This window comes from Steroidobacter cummioxidans (assembly GCF_003104955.1).
Genome location: NZ_LSRW01000044.1, coordinates 23,738 through 42,097, shown reverse-complemented (window position 1 = coordinate 42,097; position 18,360 = coordinate 23,738). Strand labels below are relative to the sequence as shown.

Here is an 18,360-nt window from a genome sequence, read left to right as displayed (position 1 = left end):
TTTAGGACAGGCTCGATTCGTAATCTGCAAAGGTAAATTCGCGAACCGGTCGCAGCGACCCGTCGAGCTCGCGAATGACGATGGCGGGCATCTGCACGCCGTTGAACCAGTTCTTCTTGACCATGGTGTAGCCGCCGGCGTCCTGGATGGAGACGCGGTCGCCCACTTCAAGTCGTTTGGCAAACCCGAAGGTGCCGAAGACGTCGCCGGCCAGACAGGACTTGCCGCACAGCATGTACTCGTGCGGCCCCCGGTCAGGGCTGATTCTGGCGCTCTGCCGATAGATTAGCAGGTCGAGCATGTGGGCCTCGGTGGAGGCGTCCACGATCGCCAGATTCTTGCCGTTGAACAGCGTATCGAGCACGGAGACTTCCAGCGTCGTGCTGCGCGTAATTGCGGCTTCGCCGGGCTCCAGGTACACCTGCACGTCGAAGCGCTCCGCAAAGCGCTTGAGGCGCTCGCAGAACTTTTCGATGGGATAACCCTCGGCCGTAAAGTGGATGCCGCCGCCCAGACTGATCCAGCGAACCTGCTCGAACAGCGCGCCAAAGCGTTCCTCGACCATGCCGAGCAGCCGGTCGAAGCGCTCGAAATCGGCGTTTTCGCAATTGTTGTGAATCATGAAGCCGTCGATGCGGTCGAGCACGGCCGCGACCGCTTCCGGATCATGCTCGCCGAGCCTGCTGTAGGGACGGGCCGGATCGGCGAGGTCGAAGCCGGACGAGCTGACTTTCGGATTGAGGCGCAGCCCGCGCGCAATGCTGGAGGTCTTATCGGCAAAGCGCTCGAGCTGTCCGATGCTGTTGAAGATGATCTTGTTGGCGTGCGACACCACTCGATCGATCTCGGCATCGGCCCAGGCGACGCTGTACGCCTGCGTTTCGCCGCCGAAGTGCTTGTGACCGAGTTGCACTTCGAACAGCGACGAGGAGGTCGTGCCGTCCATGTACTCGCGCATCAGGTCGAACACGGACCAGGTCGCAAAGCACTTCAGTGCGAGCAGCACCTTCGCACCGGACAGCGCACGCACTTGTGCAATCTTTTCCAGGTTACGCAGCAGTGCGGCCTTGTCGATCAGGTAGTACGGTGTCTGGATCATTACTGGCAATGGGTCGAAGTCAGGCTGCGGGATCGGGCATGTCGCTGCCGTACACGGTGAGCACCGTCAACATTCGGGGCTCGCCCACCGGGCGCGGCCACTCGATGGACTGCCCCGGGCTCAGGCCCAGCAGTGCTGCACCGACCGGCGAAAGTACGGAGATGCGATCGCGAGCTACGTCTGCCTCGAGCGGCCAGACCAGTCGCACTGTTCGATAACGTCCGTTGACGCCATCGCGATAAGAAACGAGCGAGCCGATGCGCACCACGTGGGGCGAGCATGCTTCATCGGCCACAACTTCGGCGCGACTCAGCTCCTGAGAGAGATAATCGAGCACCGGCGTGGGAGTGCGCTCAGCGGCATCGACCAGCGCGGTCAAGCGTTGGTAGTCGCCGGCGGGGATCGAAATAGGTGGCAAGTCGCACGTATTCATCTGGTCACCGTAATGAGTGGGTCCGCTCAGGAATTTCGCTGCTGGACTCCCGTCAGGCGCGAGGGCGAACGGGAAGCCGGCGATGAAGAAACGACGTGAAGGGGACTACCTGGTTGGAGACCGGCCAGTGTAGCTGTGCCCCGGACGGACGCCCCGGGCACAGCGCGCGAGAGAAAGCGCTACACCCGGGGCGATGAGCCCTGGATCAGATGCTCGCCACCATGTCTGTGGCCGAGGGAATGCGTAAATATAACCATGGGGGGAGGATAGGTTTTTATCGCCAGGAGTCAAGGGCCGGGGGCGCCGCCGGCGGCCGTGGGTGACGCCATGCACATTCACGGGTACGCTAACCCACGGCATCGCAGGGTTTTGCCTGCGAAAGCGCTGGTTCCGTAAAGTCGATAGTTGGAGAACATAATGAGTGATCGTGGGGCTGGCTCGCAGGGTAAAGCACCTTCATTACCACCGGTCACGCCTGGAGATATCAGCGTCTTCGAGGATCGCGGCAGCTATGTGTTGCGAGATCAAAATGGCATGGCGCTGTATCAATATGACTTGGATGTCGATGGCCGGCCGCATTGCTCAGGCACCTGCGCCGTCATCTGGCCGCCAGTGCTCGCATCGATCGGAGCATCTGCAGTGGTTGGCGACTGGAAAACGATCCCGCGCGGCACTGCCCGGCAGTGGACCTATCGCGGCAAACCCGTGTACACGTACTCGAAGGACGCGCCGGGTGAAACCAAAGGCGACGGCGTCGAGGGTAAGTGGCGCTTGATATCGCTGTGATTGCGCGCCGAGCAGGCGTGCCGACGTAGAATTCATTCCGTTCGTCGATTGAAGCTCTGTGCCCGGTCATGCGCCTGCTCGTTGTCGAAGATTCCGCTCCGCTTAGCGCCGCATTGCTGAAAAGCCTGACGCGCGAAGGTTATATCTGCGATCACGCCGGCGACGGCGAGGCGGCGCTGCGGTTCATCGAGGTCTACGAATACGACCTGGTGGTGCTGGACCTGATGCTGCCGCAACTGGACGGATTCGCAGTGCTGCGGGCGATCCGGCAACGCAGCTTTCCGACCTGGGTGCTGGTGTTGTCGGCTCGGGATCAGGTCGCGGACCGGGTCGCGGCGCTGGATGCGGGGGCCAACGATTACCTGGTCAAACCCTTCGCGCTGGATGAGTTGCTGGCCCGACTGCGCGCCTTGAGTCGTCGCCCGACCGATGATCCCCGACCCGTGCTGACGCACGGCGAGCTGCACCTGGAAATTCTTTCGCGGGTGGCGCGCTGGCAGGGCGAGGATTTGCAACTTACTCCCAAGGAATTTGCCTTATTGGAATTATTATTGCGCTCACGCGGGCGAGTGATGTCGCGGACGCAGATTTTCGAGAAGCTGTATGCGAGCGCGACCAATTCCTCCGACAAGGCCGTGGAAGTCATCATGAGCACTCTGCGCGCCAAGCTCACCAAGGCCGGTGCGGGCGATCCCGTGCAGACGCGCCGCGGATTCGGGTATGTCATCGCCTGAATCGAATCTCTGGTCGATCCGCCGCCGTCTCACCGTCCGACTGACGGTTGCGCTGGGGGCGGTGCTGGCGCTGCTGTTCGTATCGATGGATTACCTGGTCGACGCCGGAGCGCACGATCATCTGGACACGGTGCTGGCGAATGAGGCGCGCAGCGTGGCTTACGCGCTGAGCCACAGCGATCCCGAAACGCTCCGCCGCCTCTTGCCTCATTACGATTTCCCCGGACACACCGAGTTTTTCACTGTTTACGACGCCGATGCTCGCATGGTGATCGCGTCGACCAACAGTCGCGGGGTGGCCGTCGCCGCGCCAGGGCGCAATCCCGTACACCCCATCTACTACAACGTGCTCACGCCGGACGGTCATAAGGGCCGCGCGCTGGCCGTGGCATTGGAAGACAACGATATCGGCCGCCTGTTGGTCGTGGCCACGGAACGCGAAGCATGGAAGAACGCAGAAGGCGGCATTCATTCCGTGCTGCTCGTAGGCATCGCGGTCACGATCATCGTGGTCTTGCTGCTCGTGCAGTGGGTCGTGCGGAACGCATTTGCGCCGCTCCTGGAGCAAGGCGCCCGGATCGCGACCATGGACACCGAAAAGCCGCCGGAGCGCGTTGGCGAGCATTTGCCCGCTGAGCTCGCGCCGTTCGCGGCTGCATTCAATGTCGGTATCGCGAAGCTCTACGGTGCGATTCAGCGCGAGCGCCGCTTTTCGCGCGATATTGCTCATGAGCTACGCACGCCATTGGCCGAGACGCGCCTGACCGCAGAGGTAGCGTTAAATGATGGCGACAGTGCGGCCCTGCGCAGCGGTCTGATCACCGCGATTGCGGCGACGGAACGCATGCAGCGAAGCGTGGACACGCTGCTGGCGCTCGCGAGATTCGAGTCGGGTCAGGAGTCACCGGCGTTGGATCCCTTGGATCTGACCGGGCTCGCTGCGATTCAAATCGAAACCATGCGTCGTTCGGCCGAGGCCAACCGGATCGGGCTGACTATGCACGCGCCGGCGGAAGTCTGGATTAAAAGCGATGTCGGCATCCTTGAGCGCATTCTCACCAATCTGCTGCAGAATGCGGTCGACTATGCGCCGGCCGGCGGTTCGGTGAACTGTTCGATCACCCAAACCGAGCACGCCGAACACCGCGCGTATGTCGTTTGCATCGACAACGAGGCGCCACAACTGACTCGAGAGGACCTGGTGCATCTCGGCACGCGCTTCTGGCGCAAACCGCACGAGGGCGGCACGGCACAGCATGCTGGCCTGGGGCTCGCGCTGGCGTTGGCATTGGCGCGGTCGCTCGAGTTGCAACTGGCATTCGAGCTGCGCGACGCGCGTCTGTTTGTGACGCTCGGTCCGTTTCCCGCGTTATGACTCCTTCCAGGGGCAAAGCGTCCAAAGCTTGAGCAAAGCTTCATCGGGCATGCTGCCATGCTTCGCCACGATGGATGGATTGTTCGCCGATGCTTCGTCTACCGTCTCGGCCCGCGGGGCCGATCATTGTCATTGCGATCGTGGCTCTGGGCGGCTGGTTTGCGTTCGCTCGCGAGCATGCACCACAGACTACCGCGGCTTCTGAAGCTGTCGTCGCTGCCAATGGCGGTGTGACGCTGGATTCGGCGCAGACCGGCGCGCTCGGTTTGCAAACCGAAGCGGCGGTGGCGGTGACCTCCATGCCTATCAGCGGCTTGCCGGCCGAAGTCGCGCCCCCATTGCATTCGAGCGCACGGATAGCGGCGCCCTACGCCGGAGTCGTGACGCGCATTCTGCGTGATGAAGGCGATGTGGTCGCGAAGGGCGATGCACTGGTACGCATTCAAAGCCGTGAGTTGCTGAGTGCGCAGGCCGATTTGGTTCGGGCGCGCAGCGAGGCGATCGCAGCGTTACAGCAGGCCGAACGTAACGAACTGCTGCTGAAAGAAGGAATCATTGCCGCCTCGCGTAATGAAGAGAGTCGCGCTCGCGCGGCCGCCGCGCAAGCAGCTCGCGAGCAAGCAGAAGGGGCGGTGTCCGGCTTACGCATCGTGTCCGGTGGGGTGCCGGGTGAATATGAGTTGCTGGCGCCGATTGCGGGTCAAGTGCTGCGTCGGATGGTGGTCCCCGGTCAGGCGATCGTCGCGCTCGAAGAAACCTATGCAGTAGCGGCGCCGGGCAGTCTCGATCTCATCTTCAGCGTGTCGGTCAGCTCGCGATCGCGGGTCGCACCCGGTATGCAAGTGCGCTTACCGGACGGCAGCTCTGGCAGTGTGGTCGCTGTCGGTGCCGATACAGATCGCGCCAGTCAACGATTGCGCGTGCGGGCGCGTGCCGATGACGATCGCGGCCTGATTGCCGGCCAACATCTGGAACTGACATTGCTGGCGCCGGCCCCGCCGGATTCGATCGGCGTGCCGACCACGTCGCTGATCACCGAGGGCAACGGACACGTGCTCTACGTGCTGACTGGAGAAACATACCGGGCGGTGCGCGTCGAGCGATTGGGCGGCGACCACGAACAAGCCATCGTGCGTGGTGACGTTCGCGCCGGGGACCAGGTCGTGGTCCGAGGTGCGAGCGCGCTGAAGTCACTGCTCGCGGCGGAGTGAGCGCATCATGCTCGCACGATTGATTGAATTCTCGCTGCGTCAGCGCATGCTGGTGCTGCTGGCGGCAGTGGGCATCGCCGCGGCCGGCATCATGGCCTTCCTGCGTCTGCCCATCGATGCGTATCCGGATATTTCGCCGACGCAGGTCAAATTGATTCTGAAGGCGCCGGGCATGACGCCGGAGGAGATCGAGACTCGCGTCGTGGCGCCATTGGAGATGGAGCTGCTCGGCGTGCCGCGCGGCGTGATGCTGCGCTCGATGGCCAAATACGCCATCGCCGACCTGACGCTCGATTTCGAAGAAGGCACCGATATCTATTGGGCGCGTCAGCAGGTGGCCGAGCGCTTCGCCAACGCCGCCGACAGCTTGCCCGACGATGTGAGCGGCGGTCTGGCACCGATTTCCACGCCGCTCTCCGATGTCTTCATGTTCACTGTCGAAGGCGAGGGCTTGTCGCTGACCGAGCGACGCACCTTGCTCGATTGGACCTTGCGGCCCGCGCTGCGCACGATCCCCGGCGTGGCCGATGTGAACGTGCTCGGCGGCCACGTGGGCAGTTTCGTCGTCGTGCCCGATCGCGCACGCCTGAATGCCAACAATGTGCTGTTCAGCGACGTGGTCGAAGCGGTAACGCGTAACAACCGCAATGACGGCGCGGGCCGTATCGGCGCAGGCGAAGAAACATTGATCGTGCGCGCCGAAGGGGCGATCCGTTCCCTGGAGGATCTCAAGGCAATCGTCATTCGCTCCGGCGTCGCGCCGGTACGAATCGGTGACGTTGCCGAAGTCCGCGTCGACTCACTCACGCGCTATGGCGCAGTCACTCAAGATGGCAAAGGGGAGGCGGTGCAGGGCATCGTCGTTGCCTTGCGTGGCGCCGATGCTTCGCAGCTCGTGAACGGCATTCGCGCCAAGCTCGATGAGCTCCAGCCTACGTTGCCGCCCGGCGTGACGATATCGACGTTCTACGATCGCAGCTCATTGATTCAGCGCGCGGTGGGAACGGTGCAAAGCGCGTTGCTCGAAGCAACGGTGCTGGTCGTGGTGTTGCTGCTGTTGTTCCTGGGCGAGATGCGCGCCGCACTGGTGGTTGCATTGATGCTGCCTTTCGCGGCGTTGAGCACCTTCCTGTTGATGCACATCACCGGGCAAAGCGCCAATCTGATGAGTCTCGGCGGTCTCGCCATCGCGGTCGGCATGCTGGTCGATGCCGCGGTGGTCGTCGTCGAGAACACCGTGAGCCGGCTCGATCCCAATGCTCAGGGCTCTCATTTGCCGAGATTGCATCGAGTGTTCGCTGCCGCTCGTGAGGTCGCAACGCCCGTGGCATCCGGCATTCTGATCATCTGTCTCACCTTCCTGCCGCTGCTGACGCTGGAGGGCCTGGAAGGCAAGTTGTTCGCGCCGGTCGCGCTCACGATCGTGTTCGCGCTGGGAGCGTCGTTGCTGTTGTCGCTGACGCTGGTGCCCGTGTTGTCATCGATGTTGCTCAAAGAGCACGCGCATCACGAGCCGTTCCTCATGCGCCATCTGTCGCGGCTGTATGCGCCGTTGCTGGATAAGGCACTCAACAATCCCTCGCGCGTGTTCGTGGGCGCGGGTATCACGTTGGTGCTCGGAGTCATCGCGTACCTGGCGACCGGCAAGACCTTCATGCCCACGATGGACGAGGGCGATCTGCTGATTCAGACGCAGAAAGCGCCCACCATCAACTTGCAGCGCTCGCTGGATATGGACGTGAGCATGGAGCGCGCCATTCTGCAGCAGGTGCCGGAAGTTCGACGGCTCGTGGCACGCACCGGCTCGGATGAGCTGGGCCTGGATCCCATGGGCCTCAACGAAACGGACGTGTTCATGGTGCTCGCGCCGAAGAACGAATGGCGCGTGCCGGACAAGGAGTGGTTGGCCGAGCAGCTGCGGGCGGTGATGTCGCAGTTTCCTGGCGTCGACTTCGGTTTCACTCAGCCCATCGAAATGCGTATCTCCGAGATGCTCACCGGCAGTCGCGGCGATCTGGCGATCAAGATCTTCGGTCCGGATCTGGAGCAGTTGGGTCAACTGGCGCAACAGATCTCCGACGCCCTCGCCAAGGTGCAGGGAGCGCAAGACATTCTCACGCAGACGACCGATGGTGTCGCTTATCTGCGCGTCGTCATCAATCCACAAGCTGCAGGTCGCGCTGGCCTGGCTGTCGCAGACGTCCAGGATGAGTTGCGTGCGCAGATCGAAGGCGTCCCGGCGGGCACGGTAATCCAGCCCGATCGACGCATTCCGATTCTGGTGCGCGGTGGCGATGGCGTGCGCGATTCAGTGCAGCGCTTCAACGATCTGAGATTGGCTCGCGGCGATGAAGGCGAGGTGCCGCTGGCGTCGATTGCAAACATCGAAGCCGCATCCGGCCCAGTGAGAGTGAATCGTGAGAACGGCTCTCGCTTCGCCGTCGTGCAGGCAAACGTCGGCGGGCGCGATCTGGTCGGCTTTGTCGAAGAAGCGCGTGCCGCGATTGCTCGCGATGTGCCCATGCCTGCGTCGTATCGACTGGAGTGGGGCGGTCAATTCGAGAATCAGCAGCGCGCCGCTGCGAGGCTCGGGCTGGTCGTTCCAGTGGCCATCGGTCTGATCTTCGTCGTGCTGTTCACGACGTTCGGCTCGGCACGCCAGGCGTTGCTGATTCTGGGCAACGTTCCGTTCGCGCTGGTCGGCGGCATCGTCGCGTTGTGGTTGTCCGGCGAATATGTGTCGGTGCCGGCCTCGGTGGGCTTCATCGCCTTGCTTGGCATCGCGGTGCTCAACGGTCTGGTGCTGGTGTCGCATTTCAATCACCTGCATGGCGTCGGGGCGAATATCGAAACCGTCGTGCGTGAAGGTGCGCAGCGCCGCTTACGCCCCGTGCTCATGACCGCGACCATCGCGGCACTCGGCCTGGTGCCGCTGCTGCTTGCCACCGGCCCGGGTTCGGAAATTCAACGTCCGTTGGCCATCGTCGTCATCGGCGGTCTGGTGAGCTCCACCGCGCTTACGTTGTTGCTGTTGCCCGTGCTGTATCGACGCTTCGGCCTGGCACGCCCCTCTGCTTTGGAATCGGCAGCATGACCGCGTTCGTTCGACTGACTCTGGTGTTTCCGCCGTCCATCGAGGAGGCGCTGCTCGAAACATTGATTACGGCGCCCCAAGCGCCGGGGTTTACTCTCATGCACGCGCAAGGACACGGCAGCGACTTTCCGCATGCATCGACGGCCGAGCAGGTGCGCGGCAGCATCGATCGTCGCATCGTTTGGATCGTGCTGGAATCCGCGGCCTTGCAGCCGCTGATCGAGACGATTCGCGGGCGGGTCCGTTCGCAAGATGTGGTGTGGTGGACCGAGGCGGTGCTGGAACGCGGGAGACTCGCGTGATGTTGCGGGCGACGATTTCGATGATTTGTTTGCTGGGCGTGTCGCAAACGATATCGGCGCAGAGTTACCTGCCGCCTTTGGACGTTGTGATGGAGGCGATAACACAGCAGGCCGAAGTGCTCGCGGCGGACGAGCGGGCTACTGCAGTCGATGCTCAAGCTCGCGCGCTTGCGCTCGGCAGTTATGAGTTGGAAGCCACGCTCATACCGCAGCGTCGACGTACCAACGCAGGGCAGTCGATGGATGAGCTCGAGGCGCAGGTGGGGCGGAATTTCCGCTTGCCAGGCAAGGCGCCGCTCGATCGGGAGATCGGCGCTCGCTCGCGCGCAATAGCTACGCTCGAACGCAACGACACCGCGCATGAAGCGGCGGTTCGTCTGCTCGAGCTGTGGATGCAATGGCTGCGTGCCACATCAACCGATGAAGAGGCGCGGGCGCAGCTGCAATCATTGCAGACGGAGCACGCTTCGTTGGTGCGCCGGGTGGAGATCGGTGATGCCGCGCAGTTGGATCTGGACTTAATCACCGCCGAGCTTGCTCATGCTCGGGCCACGGCAGTCAGCACGGCAACTCTCCTGTCTGCGGCAAGGCATGCATTGAACACTGACTTTCCTCAGATCGCATTGCCGGCTCGCGCGCCGTCCTTACCTGATCCGCAGGCGTTGCCGGGGACCGAGGCGGAGTGGGAGGCGCGCATCATCAACGATAACTACGAGGTCAAGGTCGCTGAGAATGAAGCGGCCCGTCAGGATGCTACGGCCAAGCGTGCCTGGGCAGATCGCATCCCGGATCCATCGCTCGGGGTTCGTTTCTTCAACGAGCGCGATGGCGAGGAGCGCGCCGTCGGTCTCGTCTTCAGCATGCCTCTGCCGGGACGTTACCGGCGCGAGCTGGCCAGTGCGGAGCGCGCACAAGCGCGTGCTCGTCTGCGCGATGTCGAAGTCACCCGGCGCGTGCTGGCGAAGGATGCGCACCTGAAAGTTGTGCTCGCCACCGACGCTTTGAACCAGTGGCGAGCTCAGCACGAGGCGCACGAAGCCATGCGAGCGGCGGCGAATAGGACTCATCGCGCCTGGGAGTTGGGTGAGACCGGACTGGCGGAGCGTCTGCTGGCGGCGCGGCGTGCTCGCGAGATGGCCTATCAGGAGCTGGGTGCCCGGGCCTCGGCGCATGAAGCGCAACTGCGCGTGCGCATCGATAGCCATGATCTGTGGCATCCAGCGCATGGCCACGGCGAAGAGACTGAATAACTCGCCCATGCGGGTGCTGCGTGCTTGCACGTTGGCGGCAGTCCTTGCGGTGAGCGGATGTGCGTCCAGTCAGGCCGCGGTGTCAGATCAACCGGAGGTGGAGGCCGAGCAGAGTTTCGAAGCCAGCCTCCGCAAATGCAGAAGGCTGCAGCCGGGGCGGCTCAATCAGCGAATGAATCTGCCGCCGACCAGCCTGCGTGTGTCGCAGTGTCTGAGCAAGCTGGGCTGGCAACCGGATGGCACCCGCTATGCGCCGGCTGCATCGGAGACGACCTGACGCGTTAGTGAGCGCCGCGTCCCTTCGCGATGAGTTGCAGGTCGGACACGCAGCCGAACGTCATCGCCGGTGAGCGTTGATCGAGCACTGCCGCCGTGGCGTAGCCCCAGCGCACGGCACCGAATGCGATCCCAGCGGCCTGCGCTGCTTGCGCGTCCGTCGCTTGGTCGCCGACGTAGATGGCATGCTGTCGGGAGACGTTGGACGTCTTCAGCACACGTTCCAGCCGCCGGCGTTTGCCGAAGATCGAAGCGCCCGATTCGATGTGGCGAATCCGTTGAATCACCTCTTTGCCGATGACGCGCCTGACGTTCTCGAGCGAATTCGAGGTGACGATGGCGAGATCGACGCCGCTCAGGGACAAGCATTGCAGCGCTTCGGCGATCCCGTCGAACAAGCGAATACCTTCGCCGTTGCGCGCCATCATGCTCATGAAGTCTCGGGCGATGAAGGGCAGCTTCCACATCGGGATGCCATGCTGACGCATCAGCTCACGCGGCTCCCGGCCGCGATACTCGTCGATGCGTGCAGGGTCGAGCTCGGCAAATCCATGACGCCGGGCCAGGGTGTTGTGAGAGGCGACGAAGAAGTCGAACGAGTCGGCCAGCGTCCCGTCGAAGTCGAAAATAGCAAGCTTGTAAGTCATGTTGTTGTTACCGAATGGCGCGGCCACCACCAGTGCAGTTAGCGGCGCAGTCGGCACAGTTGCAATGGGTTTCGGGGGAGGTGTACCTGCCCTGTCCGCAATGTGTGGATATTGTATCCAATCTACGTTGATGCCACACTGTGGGTCCCAGAGCGGGTGGCCTGACAGGCTGCACGCGCTTGTGCCCATAGATATGTGTCGAGTGGTGGCATGCTGATTTTTGAAAACTGCACTTTGATCGATGGCATTGCGGATGAGCCGAAAGAGAAGGTCAACGTCCTGGTCGAGGGCAACCTGATTCGCGAGGTGACGACGGAGCCGATCCGCATGGCGGACGCCAAGCGGTTCGACTTGCGCGGCAAAAGTGCTTCATGCCCGGCCTCATCGACAAAATCAATTGCGCAATGTGTACGCGATTCACCTGAATCAGGAGANAAGACGCGGGGCATGCCGCACACTTTAATGATGGCGCATGCGATTCCTCGCGTGCTCGGCATGCTGCGTCGTGGGTTCACGACAGTGCGCGACGTTGCCGGCGGCGATTACGGTATCAAACGGGCGATCGAAACCGGTTTGGTCGACGGGCCGCGCCTGTTCGTGTCGGGTCGAGCGTTGAGCCAGACCGGCGGACATGGCGATCATCGTCACATCACCAATGATCAGCTGCCGTGCGCCTGCACGAGCGCGCTCGACATCATGGGCAGGATCGCCGACGGTGTCGAAGGTGTGCGCTATGCGGTCCGTGAAGAGCTGCGCAAAGGTGCGGATCACATCAAATTGCTGGTCTCCGGCGGCGTAGGCTCGCCGCACGACAAGCTCGAGCACACCCAATACTCGCTCGAGGAAATCCGGATCGCGGTCGAAGAGGCCGCCGCGCGAGGCACGTACGTCGCCGCGCACTCCTATACCGCGAACAGCACGATTCGTGCCGTTCAGAGCGGCGTCCGGACCATCGAGCACGGCAACTTCGTCAATGAAGAGGCTGCAAAGCTGATGGCGGAGAAGGGCGCTTTCATGGTGCCGACGCTGATCTGCTACTGGGAGTCGTTCGAGAACTCCGACACTTATGGCTTGCCCTCGCACATCAAGGCCAAGCTGCGTGAGGTCACCCTGGCCGGCACGCGCATGCTGGAGATCTGTCGCGACGCCGGCGTGAAGATGGGCTTCGGCACCGATCTGATGGGCGAGATGATCGTGGCGCAGTCGAAGGAGTTCAGGCTGCGCGCGCAGGTGCTGCCGCCGATGGACATCTTGAAATCTGCCACTGCCGTCAATGCTGCTATCCTTGGCCAGTCCGGCAAGCTCGGTTGTATCGCGCCTGGCGCGTACGCGGATCTGCTGGTGGTGAACGGCAATCCGCTCGACAACCTGCAGCTGTTGGAAGACGAAGGCAAAGAGCTGCTGGCGATCATGAAGGACGGCCGTTTCTTCAAGAACCAGCTCCACTAAAAGATGCACCATGGAAAGAGAAGGCTCTCCAGACCTGAAGGGCGCCCCGCGGCTGGCACGCAGCACGACTGCTGCGGAGGTCGCTCGCATCGTTCGCCAGAGAATCCTGAGCGGCCAATACAAGGCGGGTGATTTCCTGCGGCAGGAGGCCCTGGCGCAGGAGCTGGGCGTCAGCCGCATTCCCATCCGCGAAGCACTGGCGCTGCTGGAAGCGGAGGGCTTCGTCGTTCGCGAGCAGTATCGTGGCGCGTTGATTCCTCACTTGTCGCTGCGTGAAGTGGAGGAGATCTACAAGCTGCGCAGCATGCTCGAGCCGTTTCTGCTCGAGCAGGCCATCCCGAAACTCACACCGGCAGTGATTGCGAAGGCTCGCGAGCTCGTGGTCGCGTCACGTACGTGCTCGGACCTCAATGAGTGGGGTCGGCTGAATTTTCAGTTTCACAAGACGCTCTACGCCGTGGCGGATCTGCCGCTCACCATGCAAGTGCTCGATCAACTGCTGATGCGGGCGGATCGATACCTCAGGATGCAGCGCTACCTGTCCGCCGAGATTCAGCAAGAGAGCGATCAGGAGCACCTGAACCTGCTCGATCTGCTCGAGGCAGGGCGCAACGAGGAGGCCATCGCCGCGCTTCGCAGCCACATCAGCTGGAACGAGACCGACGTGCGCTCGACCTATGAGGCGGCGCTGTCTGGAGCTGCGCGAAGCTAGCCAGCTTCGCGCTGCGTCTCAAGAACGGGAGCTGTCTGCGTCGACGGGCTCCCAAGTCGTCTCGTGATCATCGCCACCATCACGATCACGATTGCGAAGCTCGTCGCCGCCACCCATCCCAAGCCTTCGTAGTCGAACGTATCGGCCGTCCAGCCGCCGAGCAGCGAGCCGAGCGAGCTACCCATCGTCATGGCGGCGGATGCCGCCGCGGCAAGCCGGCCCGCTGGATCTGCCAGCGACAGAATCCCTTGGAAGTACGGCAACATGAACAACGCCAGCAGCATGAAGGCGGGCACGAGCGCGGCGTACATCCATTGCGAGGTCGTGTAGACCAGCAGCAACGTAATCACGACCTTCAAGCTGATCGCGGCGAGCACCGGCTGCGTATGACCGAAGCGCGTGTCGATCACTCGCGCCAGCGACGGTCCGCAAATGGTGATGAAAGCGGCGACGGACAGCACCTGTCCGATCTGAGCGGCCGTGAAGTCCAGGCCCAAGCCGATGCGCTCGACGAATGTCCAGATGGCGTTGTGGCCGATCCACAGCACGATCAACGCGACAAACGCGATCAGCCCGTAGCCTTGAATGTTCCGAAAGCTCATGCGGTGCATGTCTGTGCCCTGCATGCGGCGCTCCGGATAGCGAGTCATCGCCAGCAGGCTGACGACCGACACTGCCGAGAGAACAGCGAAGCAGCCCGAGGCGCCGCCGGCCGCGATGACCGCAGGCATCACTAGGAAGAACACTGTCGAGAACAACGCGTATGAAGCATTGAGGACCGCGAAGGCTCGAATCGGATGGGACGTGCCCGCTGCCAGGCTGAATGAAATCGTGACGACGATACCTTTGCCGCAGCCTACCAGCACGCGCGCGGCCGTCAGTGCGACGGGATCTTTCATGAAGGCTGCGAGCAGGTTGCCGCATATCAAACAGACAAGGCCCACCAGAACGGTGGACCTTGCCTTGAAGCGATGGACGCGGATCGCCAGCGCAAACGACACGATGGCGACGACCGCCATCTCCGCCGCGCCGATCGAGCCAGCGACGCTGCGGGACATGCCGTAGTCGTCGATGATCGCGCCGATCCACAACGGCATGACCATCTGCGAGGAGAAGCCAGTGCACACGACGAACACGAGCGCCGCCATCTGCAACAGTGAGAAATCCTGTCGCTCGACAGGGCTGTTCGGGGTGACGTGTGCTGGCATGAGACGCTACGCCTGTTTGTGGTAGACAGACTTGGCTGCTTGCTCGCTGACGCTGCCGTTGAGCATGTCTTCCTGCAGCAACTTCGGCGAGCGCTTGCGCGGATCGCCGAAGCCGCCGCCACCGCCCGTCTCGGCGATGAAGCGATCGCCGGCTTTCATCGGCAACTGCTCGACCTTGCGAATCACTTCGCCTTCGGTCTCATTGGCGCGGACCACCGTCACCTTGGGCTTGGCGCCGTGCTGTCCGCCAAACAGACCCCACTGCGGCGTCTTGGCGCGATCGAAGTGCAGCGTGATGCCCGCATCGGTGAGCAGCTCATATTCCTTGACCAGATTCTGGCCGCCTCGGAATTCGCCGGCACCGCCGCTGTCGACGCCGAACTGCATGCGGTTGATTCGCACCGGCACGCGGTTTTCGAGCGTCTCCACCGGAATGTTTCGGAAGTCGCCGGCGGCGGAATGAATCACACAGCTCACACCGTCGCCGCGACTCGACGCGCCCCAGCCGCCATCGAGCGATTCGCCGCTCATGAAGGTGCGGCCGGTCTGCGGGTGCTGACCGATGATGAAGACGTTCCAGGAATCGCCCGGCAGTCCCGCGGCCACGTGCTCAGGCAGCACAGGCGCGAGCGCCTTGATGATCAGATCGAGCAGCAGCATGACCGGATGCGGTCGCATGCACGGCGCCGGATCCTGCGCATGGAAGATCGAGCCCGGCTCGGAGATCACATCGATGGCGCGGAAGCTGCCATCGTTGATGTCCGGCTCCGCCTCGGGATAGAGCAGGGCGAGCGCCAGGCGCACGGCGGATACCGTGTTGGGAAAGCCCGTGTTCAAATTTCCCGGACGCTGCTTGCTCGAACCGGTGGTGTCGACCTGCATGCGGTCGCCCTTGATCGTGACGGTGACTTTCACCTGCACGGGATCGTCGGTGACACCGTCATTGTCGGAGCAGCCCTCGGCGACATAGACGCCATCGGGAATCGACGAGATGAATGCGCGGAACTTGCTGTCGGTGGCCTCGAAGATTGCGTTGGTCGCTTCGTCAAGCGTGTCGCGACCGAAGCGCTGGCTCAGCCACTTCAGCCGATCGCCGCCGAGTCGCAGCGACGCGATCATCGCATTCAGATCGCCCATCAGCGTCTTCGGCACGCGGCTGTTGATGCAGAGCAGATCGATTACGTCCTGCACCCACTTGCCTTCGCTCATGATCTTGGTGGGGCCCCAGCGCATGCCTTCCTGGAAGATATTGCGGCTGTTGACTGGGAAGCCGGGCTCGGCCGTGCCGATGTCGGCCCAGTGTGCGCGCAGACACAGGAAGCCGTCGATGACGCCGTCGGTAGCAACCACGCCGATCACATCGACGTCGTTGAGGTGTCCGCCCGTCATGTAGGTGTCGTTGATGGTGAAGACGTCGCCGTCTTTGAGGTTCTCGAAGCCATACTTCTTGATCGTTTCTTTCAAACCAGCATCGAGTCCGCCGGTGAACAGCGGCAGGCCGGCGTACTGCCCGAGGATGCGTGCTTTGGCGTCGAAGATGGCGATGCCGTAGTCGTGCGCTTCGTAAATGATCGGAGAGTAGGCGCTGCGCGAAATGACGGCGCTCATGTCATCTGCAATCGCGTTGTAGGCGTTGCGAATGACTTCGGTGGTGATTGGATCGTTGCGGCGGCTCATTACGCATTCTCCCGCAGGGCCAGGACCAGATTGTCTTGATCGTCGATGGTCGCAGTGAAGTCGGGCGGCACGATGGTCGTGCAGGTCGCTTCCTCGACGACCAGCGGACCGGCGACGATTTCTCCCTTCTTCAAGTCACGGCGCGCGATGAACTGCGTTTCGCGCGGCGTTCCGTCGAATAGAACGGTGCGAGTGCGCGTGGCGAAGCCGAGATCCTCTTCGATGCGAGTCGCCGAGGCGAACGCGGTCGCATTGAGGCTGGTCTTGCCGATCGCGCGCAGGCGCAGCGTCGCGACTTCGGCGAGCTCCTGCGGATTGCTGTGACCATAGGTGGCTTCGTAAAGCGCATCGAATTTCGCGCGTACGGTCGAGTAGTTCCGCGCCGGATCCGCCTTCGGATCGAGAATGGAACCGTCGAGCGGCACCGAGATCGCATATTCCTGACCGCTGTAGCGAATATCGAGCGCATGCTCGAAGGCGATTGCCTTGGCGGCGGCGCCTTCGCCGAGCAGGCGAGCCTTCAATTCAGCTTCCATCGGAGCGAACTGTTCGCGCACGCGCTGCCAATCGAGGGTGTTGAGCTGCGTGGCCGAGGTTTCTGCCAGGTCGTGAATCAGATCCGACTGCAGCATGCCCCACGCCGAGAAGGCACCAGCGGATTGCGGCACGATCACTTTGCGAATACCGAGCAGTCGCGCGATTTCCGCCGCATGCATCGGGCCGGCACCACCATAAGCCACGAGCGAGAAAGTGCGCGGGTCGATGCCACGACGCACGGTGATCGTGCGAATGGCGTTCGCCATCTGCTCGTTGATGACATCGAGGATGCCTTGCGCCGTGGAGTCACATTCGAGCGAGAGCGTCGAGCCGAAGCGGGCGGCCGCAGCGCGTGCCAGATCGCGATGTAACTTCAGACCCGAGCCAAGCGTGGCATCGTCGCGAATGCGACCGAGTGCGAGGTTGGCATCGGTCACCGTGGGTTCGGTGCCGCCGTTGCCGTAAGCCGCAGGGCCGGGGCGGGCGCCTGCACTCTGCGGGCCGACGCGCAGCAAGCCGCCATCGCTCCAGGCGAGCGAGCCGCCGCCTGCGCCAATCGTATGAATGTCGACGAGGGGCGCGAGAATGGGGAAGCCGCCGACTTCGCGCTCGGTACGAATGGCCGAGGCGCCTTCGACCACGAGACTTGCTTCGAAGCTCGTGCCGCCCATGTCGATACAAATCAAATTGCGATCGCCGGTCGCGGCCAGCATGCGGCCCGCGACGTTGCCGCCCACCGGGCCGGACAGCAATGTGAGGATGCCTTTGTCCTTCGCTTCACGCGCGCTGATGAGGCCGCCGTTCGATTGCAGCAGGAATAAACGGTTGTCCGGCCACTGCTCGAGCGCGTTCTCCAGGCGAGTGAGATATTGCTTGAGAATCGGCGAGACGTACGCGTTGATGATCGCGGTGCTGGTGCGCTCGTACTCGCGCCATTCGCGACAGATCTGAAAAGACGCGCACACGAACACATCGGGCAGCAATTGTTTGAGTGCTTCCTCGACGATGCGCTCGTTCTCGGGATTGCGATAGCTGTGCAGGAAACAAATGGCGACGCTCTGAATGCCGGCGGCGCGAATCTGCTCGGCGATCTTGCTCAGCTCGGCGATATTCGGCGCCTTGATGACGGTGCCGTCGGCGGCGGTGCGCTCTTCGATCTCGAAGATATGTTTGCGCGGCACCAGCGGCGTCGGGTACTTGAAATGGATGTCGTAGGGGCGGGGTCGATTGCCCCGGCGCATCTCATAAATATCGCGAAAGCCCGCGGTCGTAATCAGCGCCGTCTTCACGCCCTTGCGCTCGAGGAACGCGTTCAGATGCACGGTCGTGCCGTGCAGGATGGTCACCGGCTGCTTCTTCTCGATGCCCGCTGCTTCGAGCGCGGCGACCACGGAAGGCCAGAACTCCGGCGGCGTGGAAGGCACCTTGACCGTCTTCAAGGCGTGGGATGTCGGATCGAACATAACGAGGTCGGTAAAGGTGCCGCCTACGTCGATTCCGACGAAAACTCGATTCTCATCAGCCATCAGTCACTCCTACCCCAAGCGTCGGCATGGTCCGGCGTGAAATT

The 18,360-nt window shown here is 62.6% G+C and carries 16 protein-coding genes; 10 read left to right on the top strand and 6 right to left on the bottom strand.

Annotated elements, in window-relative coordinates:
- Window position 1 precedes the first annotated feature (1 nt).
- Entirely contained in the window at window positions 2–1,099 is a 1,098-nt protein-coding gene (locus tag D0550_RS20525; protein ID WP_116811057.1) for a carboxynorspermidine decarboxylase, read from the bottom strand.
- Window positions 1,100–1,118: 19 nt separating this feature from the next.
- The gene (gene rnk / locus D0550_RS20520) at window positions 1,119–1,532 is read right to left on the bottom strand and encodes a nucleoside diphosphate kinase regulator (protein WP_206606432.1); all 414 of its coding nucleotides are present in this window, start codon (window positions 1,530–1,532) and stop codon (window positions 1,119–1,121) included.
- 417 nt (window positions 1,533–1,949) lie between these two features.
- Here rnk and D0550_RS20515 point away from each other — a divergent pair, with 417 nt between their 5' ends.
- From D0550_RS20515 to D0550_RS20480, 8 genes are all read left to right on the top strand, one after another.
- The gene (locus D0550_RS20515; RefSeq protein WP_116811124.1) at window positions 1,950–2,318 is read left to right on the top strand and encodes a COG4315 family predicted lipoprotein; all 369 of its coding nucleotides are present in this window, start codon (window positions 1,950–1,952) and stop codon (window positions 2,316–2,318) included.
- 68 nt (window positions 2,319–2,386) lie between these two features.
- A complete protein-coding gene (locus tag D0550_RS20510; RefSeq protein ID WP_116811056.1) occupies window positions 2,387–3,052 on the top strand; it encodes a response regulator transcription factor in 666 nt (221 codons plus the stop codon).
- Complete coding sequence (locus tag D0550_RS20505) at window positions 3,039–4,427, top strand: sensor histidine kinase (protein WP_116811055.1); 1,389 nt, start codon at window positions 3,039–3,041, stop codon at window positions 4,425–4,427. Before D0550_RS20510 ends, D0550_RS20505 begins: the two co-directional genes overlap by 14 nt.
- Before the next feature lie 89 nt (window positions 4,428–4,516).
- Window positions 4,517–5,638, top strand: a complete 1,122-nt coding sequence (locus D0550_RS20500) for an efflux RND transporter periplasmic adaptor subunit (RefSeq protein ID WP_116811123.1) — start codon at window positions 4,517–4,519, stop codon at window positions 5,636–5,638.
- A 7-nt stretch (window positions 5,639–5,645) separates the two neighbouring features.
- A complete protein-coding gene (locus tag D0550_RS20495; RefSeq protein WP_116811054.1) occupies window positions 5,646–8,732 on the top strand; it encodes an efflux RND transporter permease subunit in 3,087 nt (1,028 codons plus the stop codon).
- Complete coding sequence (locus D0550_RS20490) at window positions 8,729–9,034, top strand: DUF3240 family protein (protein WP_116811053.1); 306 nt, start codon at window positions 8,729–8,731, stop codon at window positions 9,032–9,034. Before D0550_RS20495 ends, D0550_RS20490 begins: the two co-directional genes overlap by 4 nt.
- On the top strand, window positions 9,031–10,284 hold the full coding sequence (locus tag D0550_RS20485) for a TolC family protein (RefSeq protein ID WP_153067247.1): 1,254 nt from the start codon (window positions 9,031–9,033) through the stop codon (window positions 10,282–10,284). The genes D0550_RS20490 and D0550_RS20485 overlap by 4 nt, the downstream gene beginning before the upstream one ends.
- Window positions 10,259–10,561 (top strand): hypothetical protein, encoded by a 303-nt coding sequence (locus tag D0550_RS20480; RefSeq protein ID WP_116811051.1) that lies wholly within the window; start codon window positions 10,259–10,261, stop codon window positions 10,559–10,561. Before D0550_RS20485 ends, D0550_RS20480 begins: the two co-directional genes overlap by 26 nt.
- 4 nt (window positions 10,562–10,565) lie before the next feature.
- Here D0550_RS20480 and D0550_RS20475 read toward each other — a convergent pair whose 3' ends face one another.
- The gene (locus tag D0550_RS20475; RefSeq protein WP_206606431.1) at window positions 10,566–11,264 is read right to left on the bottom strand and encodes an HAD hydrolase-like protein; all 699 of its coding nucleotides are present in this window, start codon (window positions 11,262–11,264) and stop codon (window positions 10,566–10,568) included.
- Between the two features lie 390 nt (window positions 11,265–11,654).
- On the opposite strand from D0550_RS20475, the gene D0550_RS20470 reads away from it, so the two are divergent.
- Together D0550_RS20470 and D0550_RS20465 are read left to right on the top strand one after the other, a co-directional pair.
- A complete protein-coding gene (locus D0550_RS20470; protein WP_206606430.1) occupies window positions 11,655–12,656 on the top strand; it encodes a metal-dependent hydrolase family protein in 1,002 nt (333 codons plus the stop codon).
- Between the two features lie 10 nt (window positions 12,657–12,666).
- The gene (locus D0550_RS20465; protein ID WP_116811049.1) at window positions 12,667–13,368 is read left to right on the top strand and encodes a GntR family transcriptional regulator; all 702 of its coding nucleotides are present in this window, start codon (window positions 12,667–12,669) and stop codon (window positions 13,366–13,368) included.
- On the opposite strand, the gene D0550_RS20460 is transcribed toward D0550_RS20465, so the two are convergent.
- Genes D0550_RS20460 through D0550_RS20450 form a run of 3 tightly spaced genes read right to left on the bottom strand, consistent with a single transcriptional unit; the run spans window position 13,365 to window position 18,316 of the window.
- Window positions 13,365–14,576, bottom strand: coding sequence for an MFS transporter (locus D0550_RS20460; RefSeq protein ID WP_116811048.1), 1,212 nt, complete (start codon window positions 14,574–14,576; stop codon window positions 13,365–13,367). The two genes, D0550_RS20465 and D0550_RS20460, sit on opposite strands and share 4 nt — an antisense overlap.
- A 6-nt stretch (window positions 14,577–14,582) precedes the next feature.
- Window positions 14,583–16,253 (bottom strand): hydantoinase B/oxoprolinase family protein, encoded by a 1,671-nt coding sequence (locus D0550_RS20455; RefSeq protein ID WP_116811047.1) that lies wholly within the window; start codon window positions 16,251–16,253, stop codon window positions 14,583–14,585.
- Window positions 16,253–18,316, bottom strand: a complete 2,064-nt coding sequence (locus tag D0550_RS20450; RefSeq protein WP_116811046.1) for a hydantoinase/oxoprolinase family protein — start codon at window positions 18,314–18,316, stop codon at window positions 16,253–16,255. The genes D0550_RS20455 and D0550_RS20450 overlap by 1 nt, the downstream gene beginning before the upstream one ends.
- Between the last annotated feature and the right edge of the window lie 44 nt (window positions 18,317–18,360).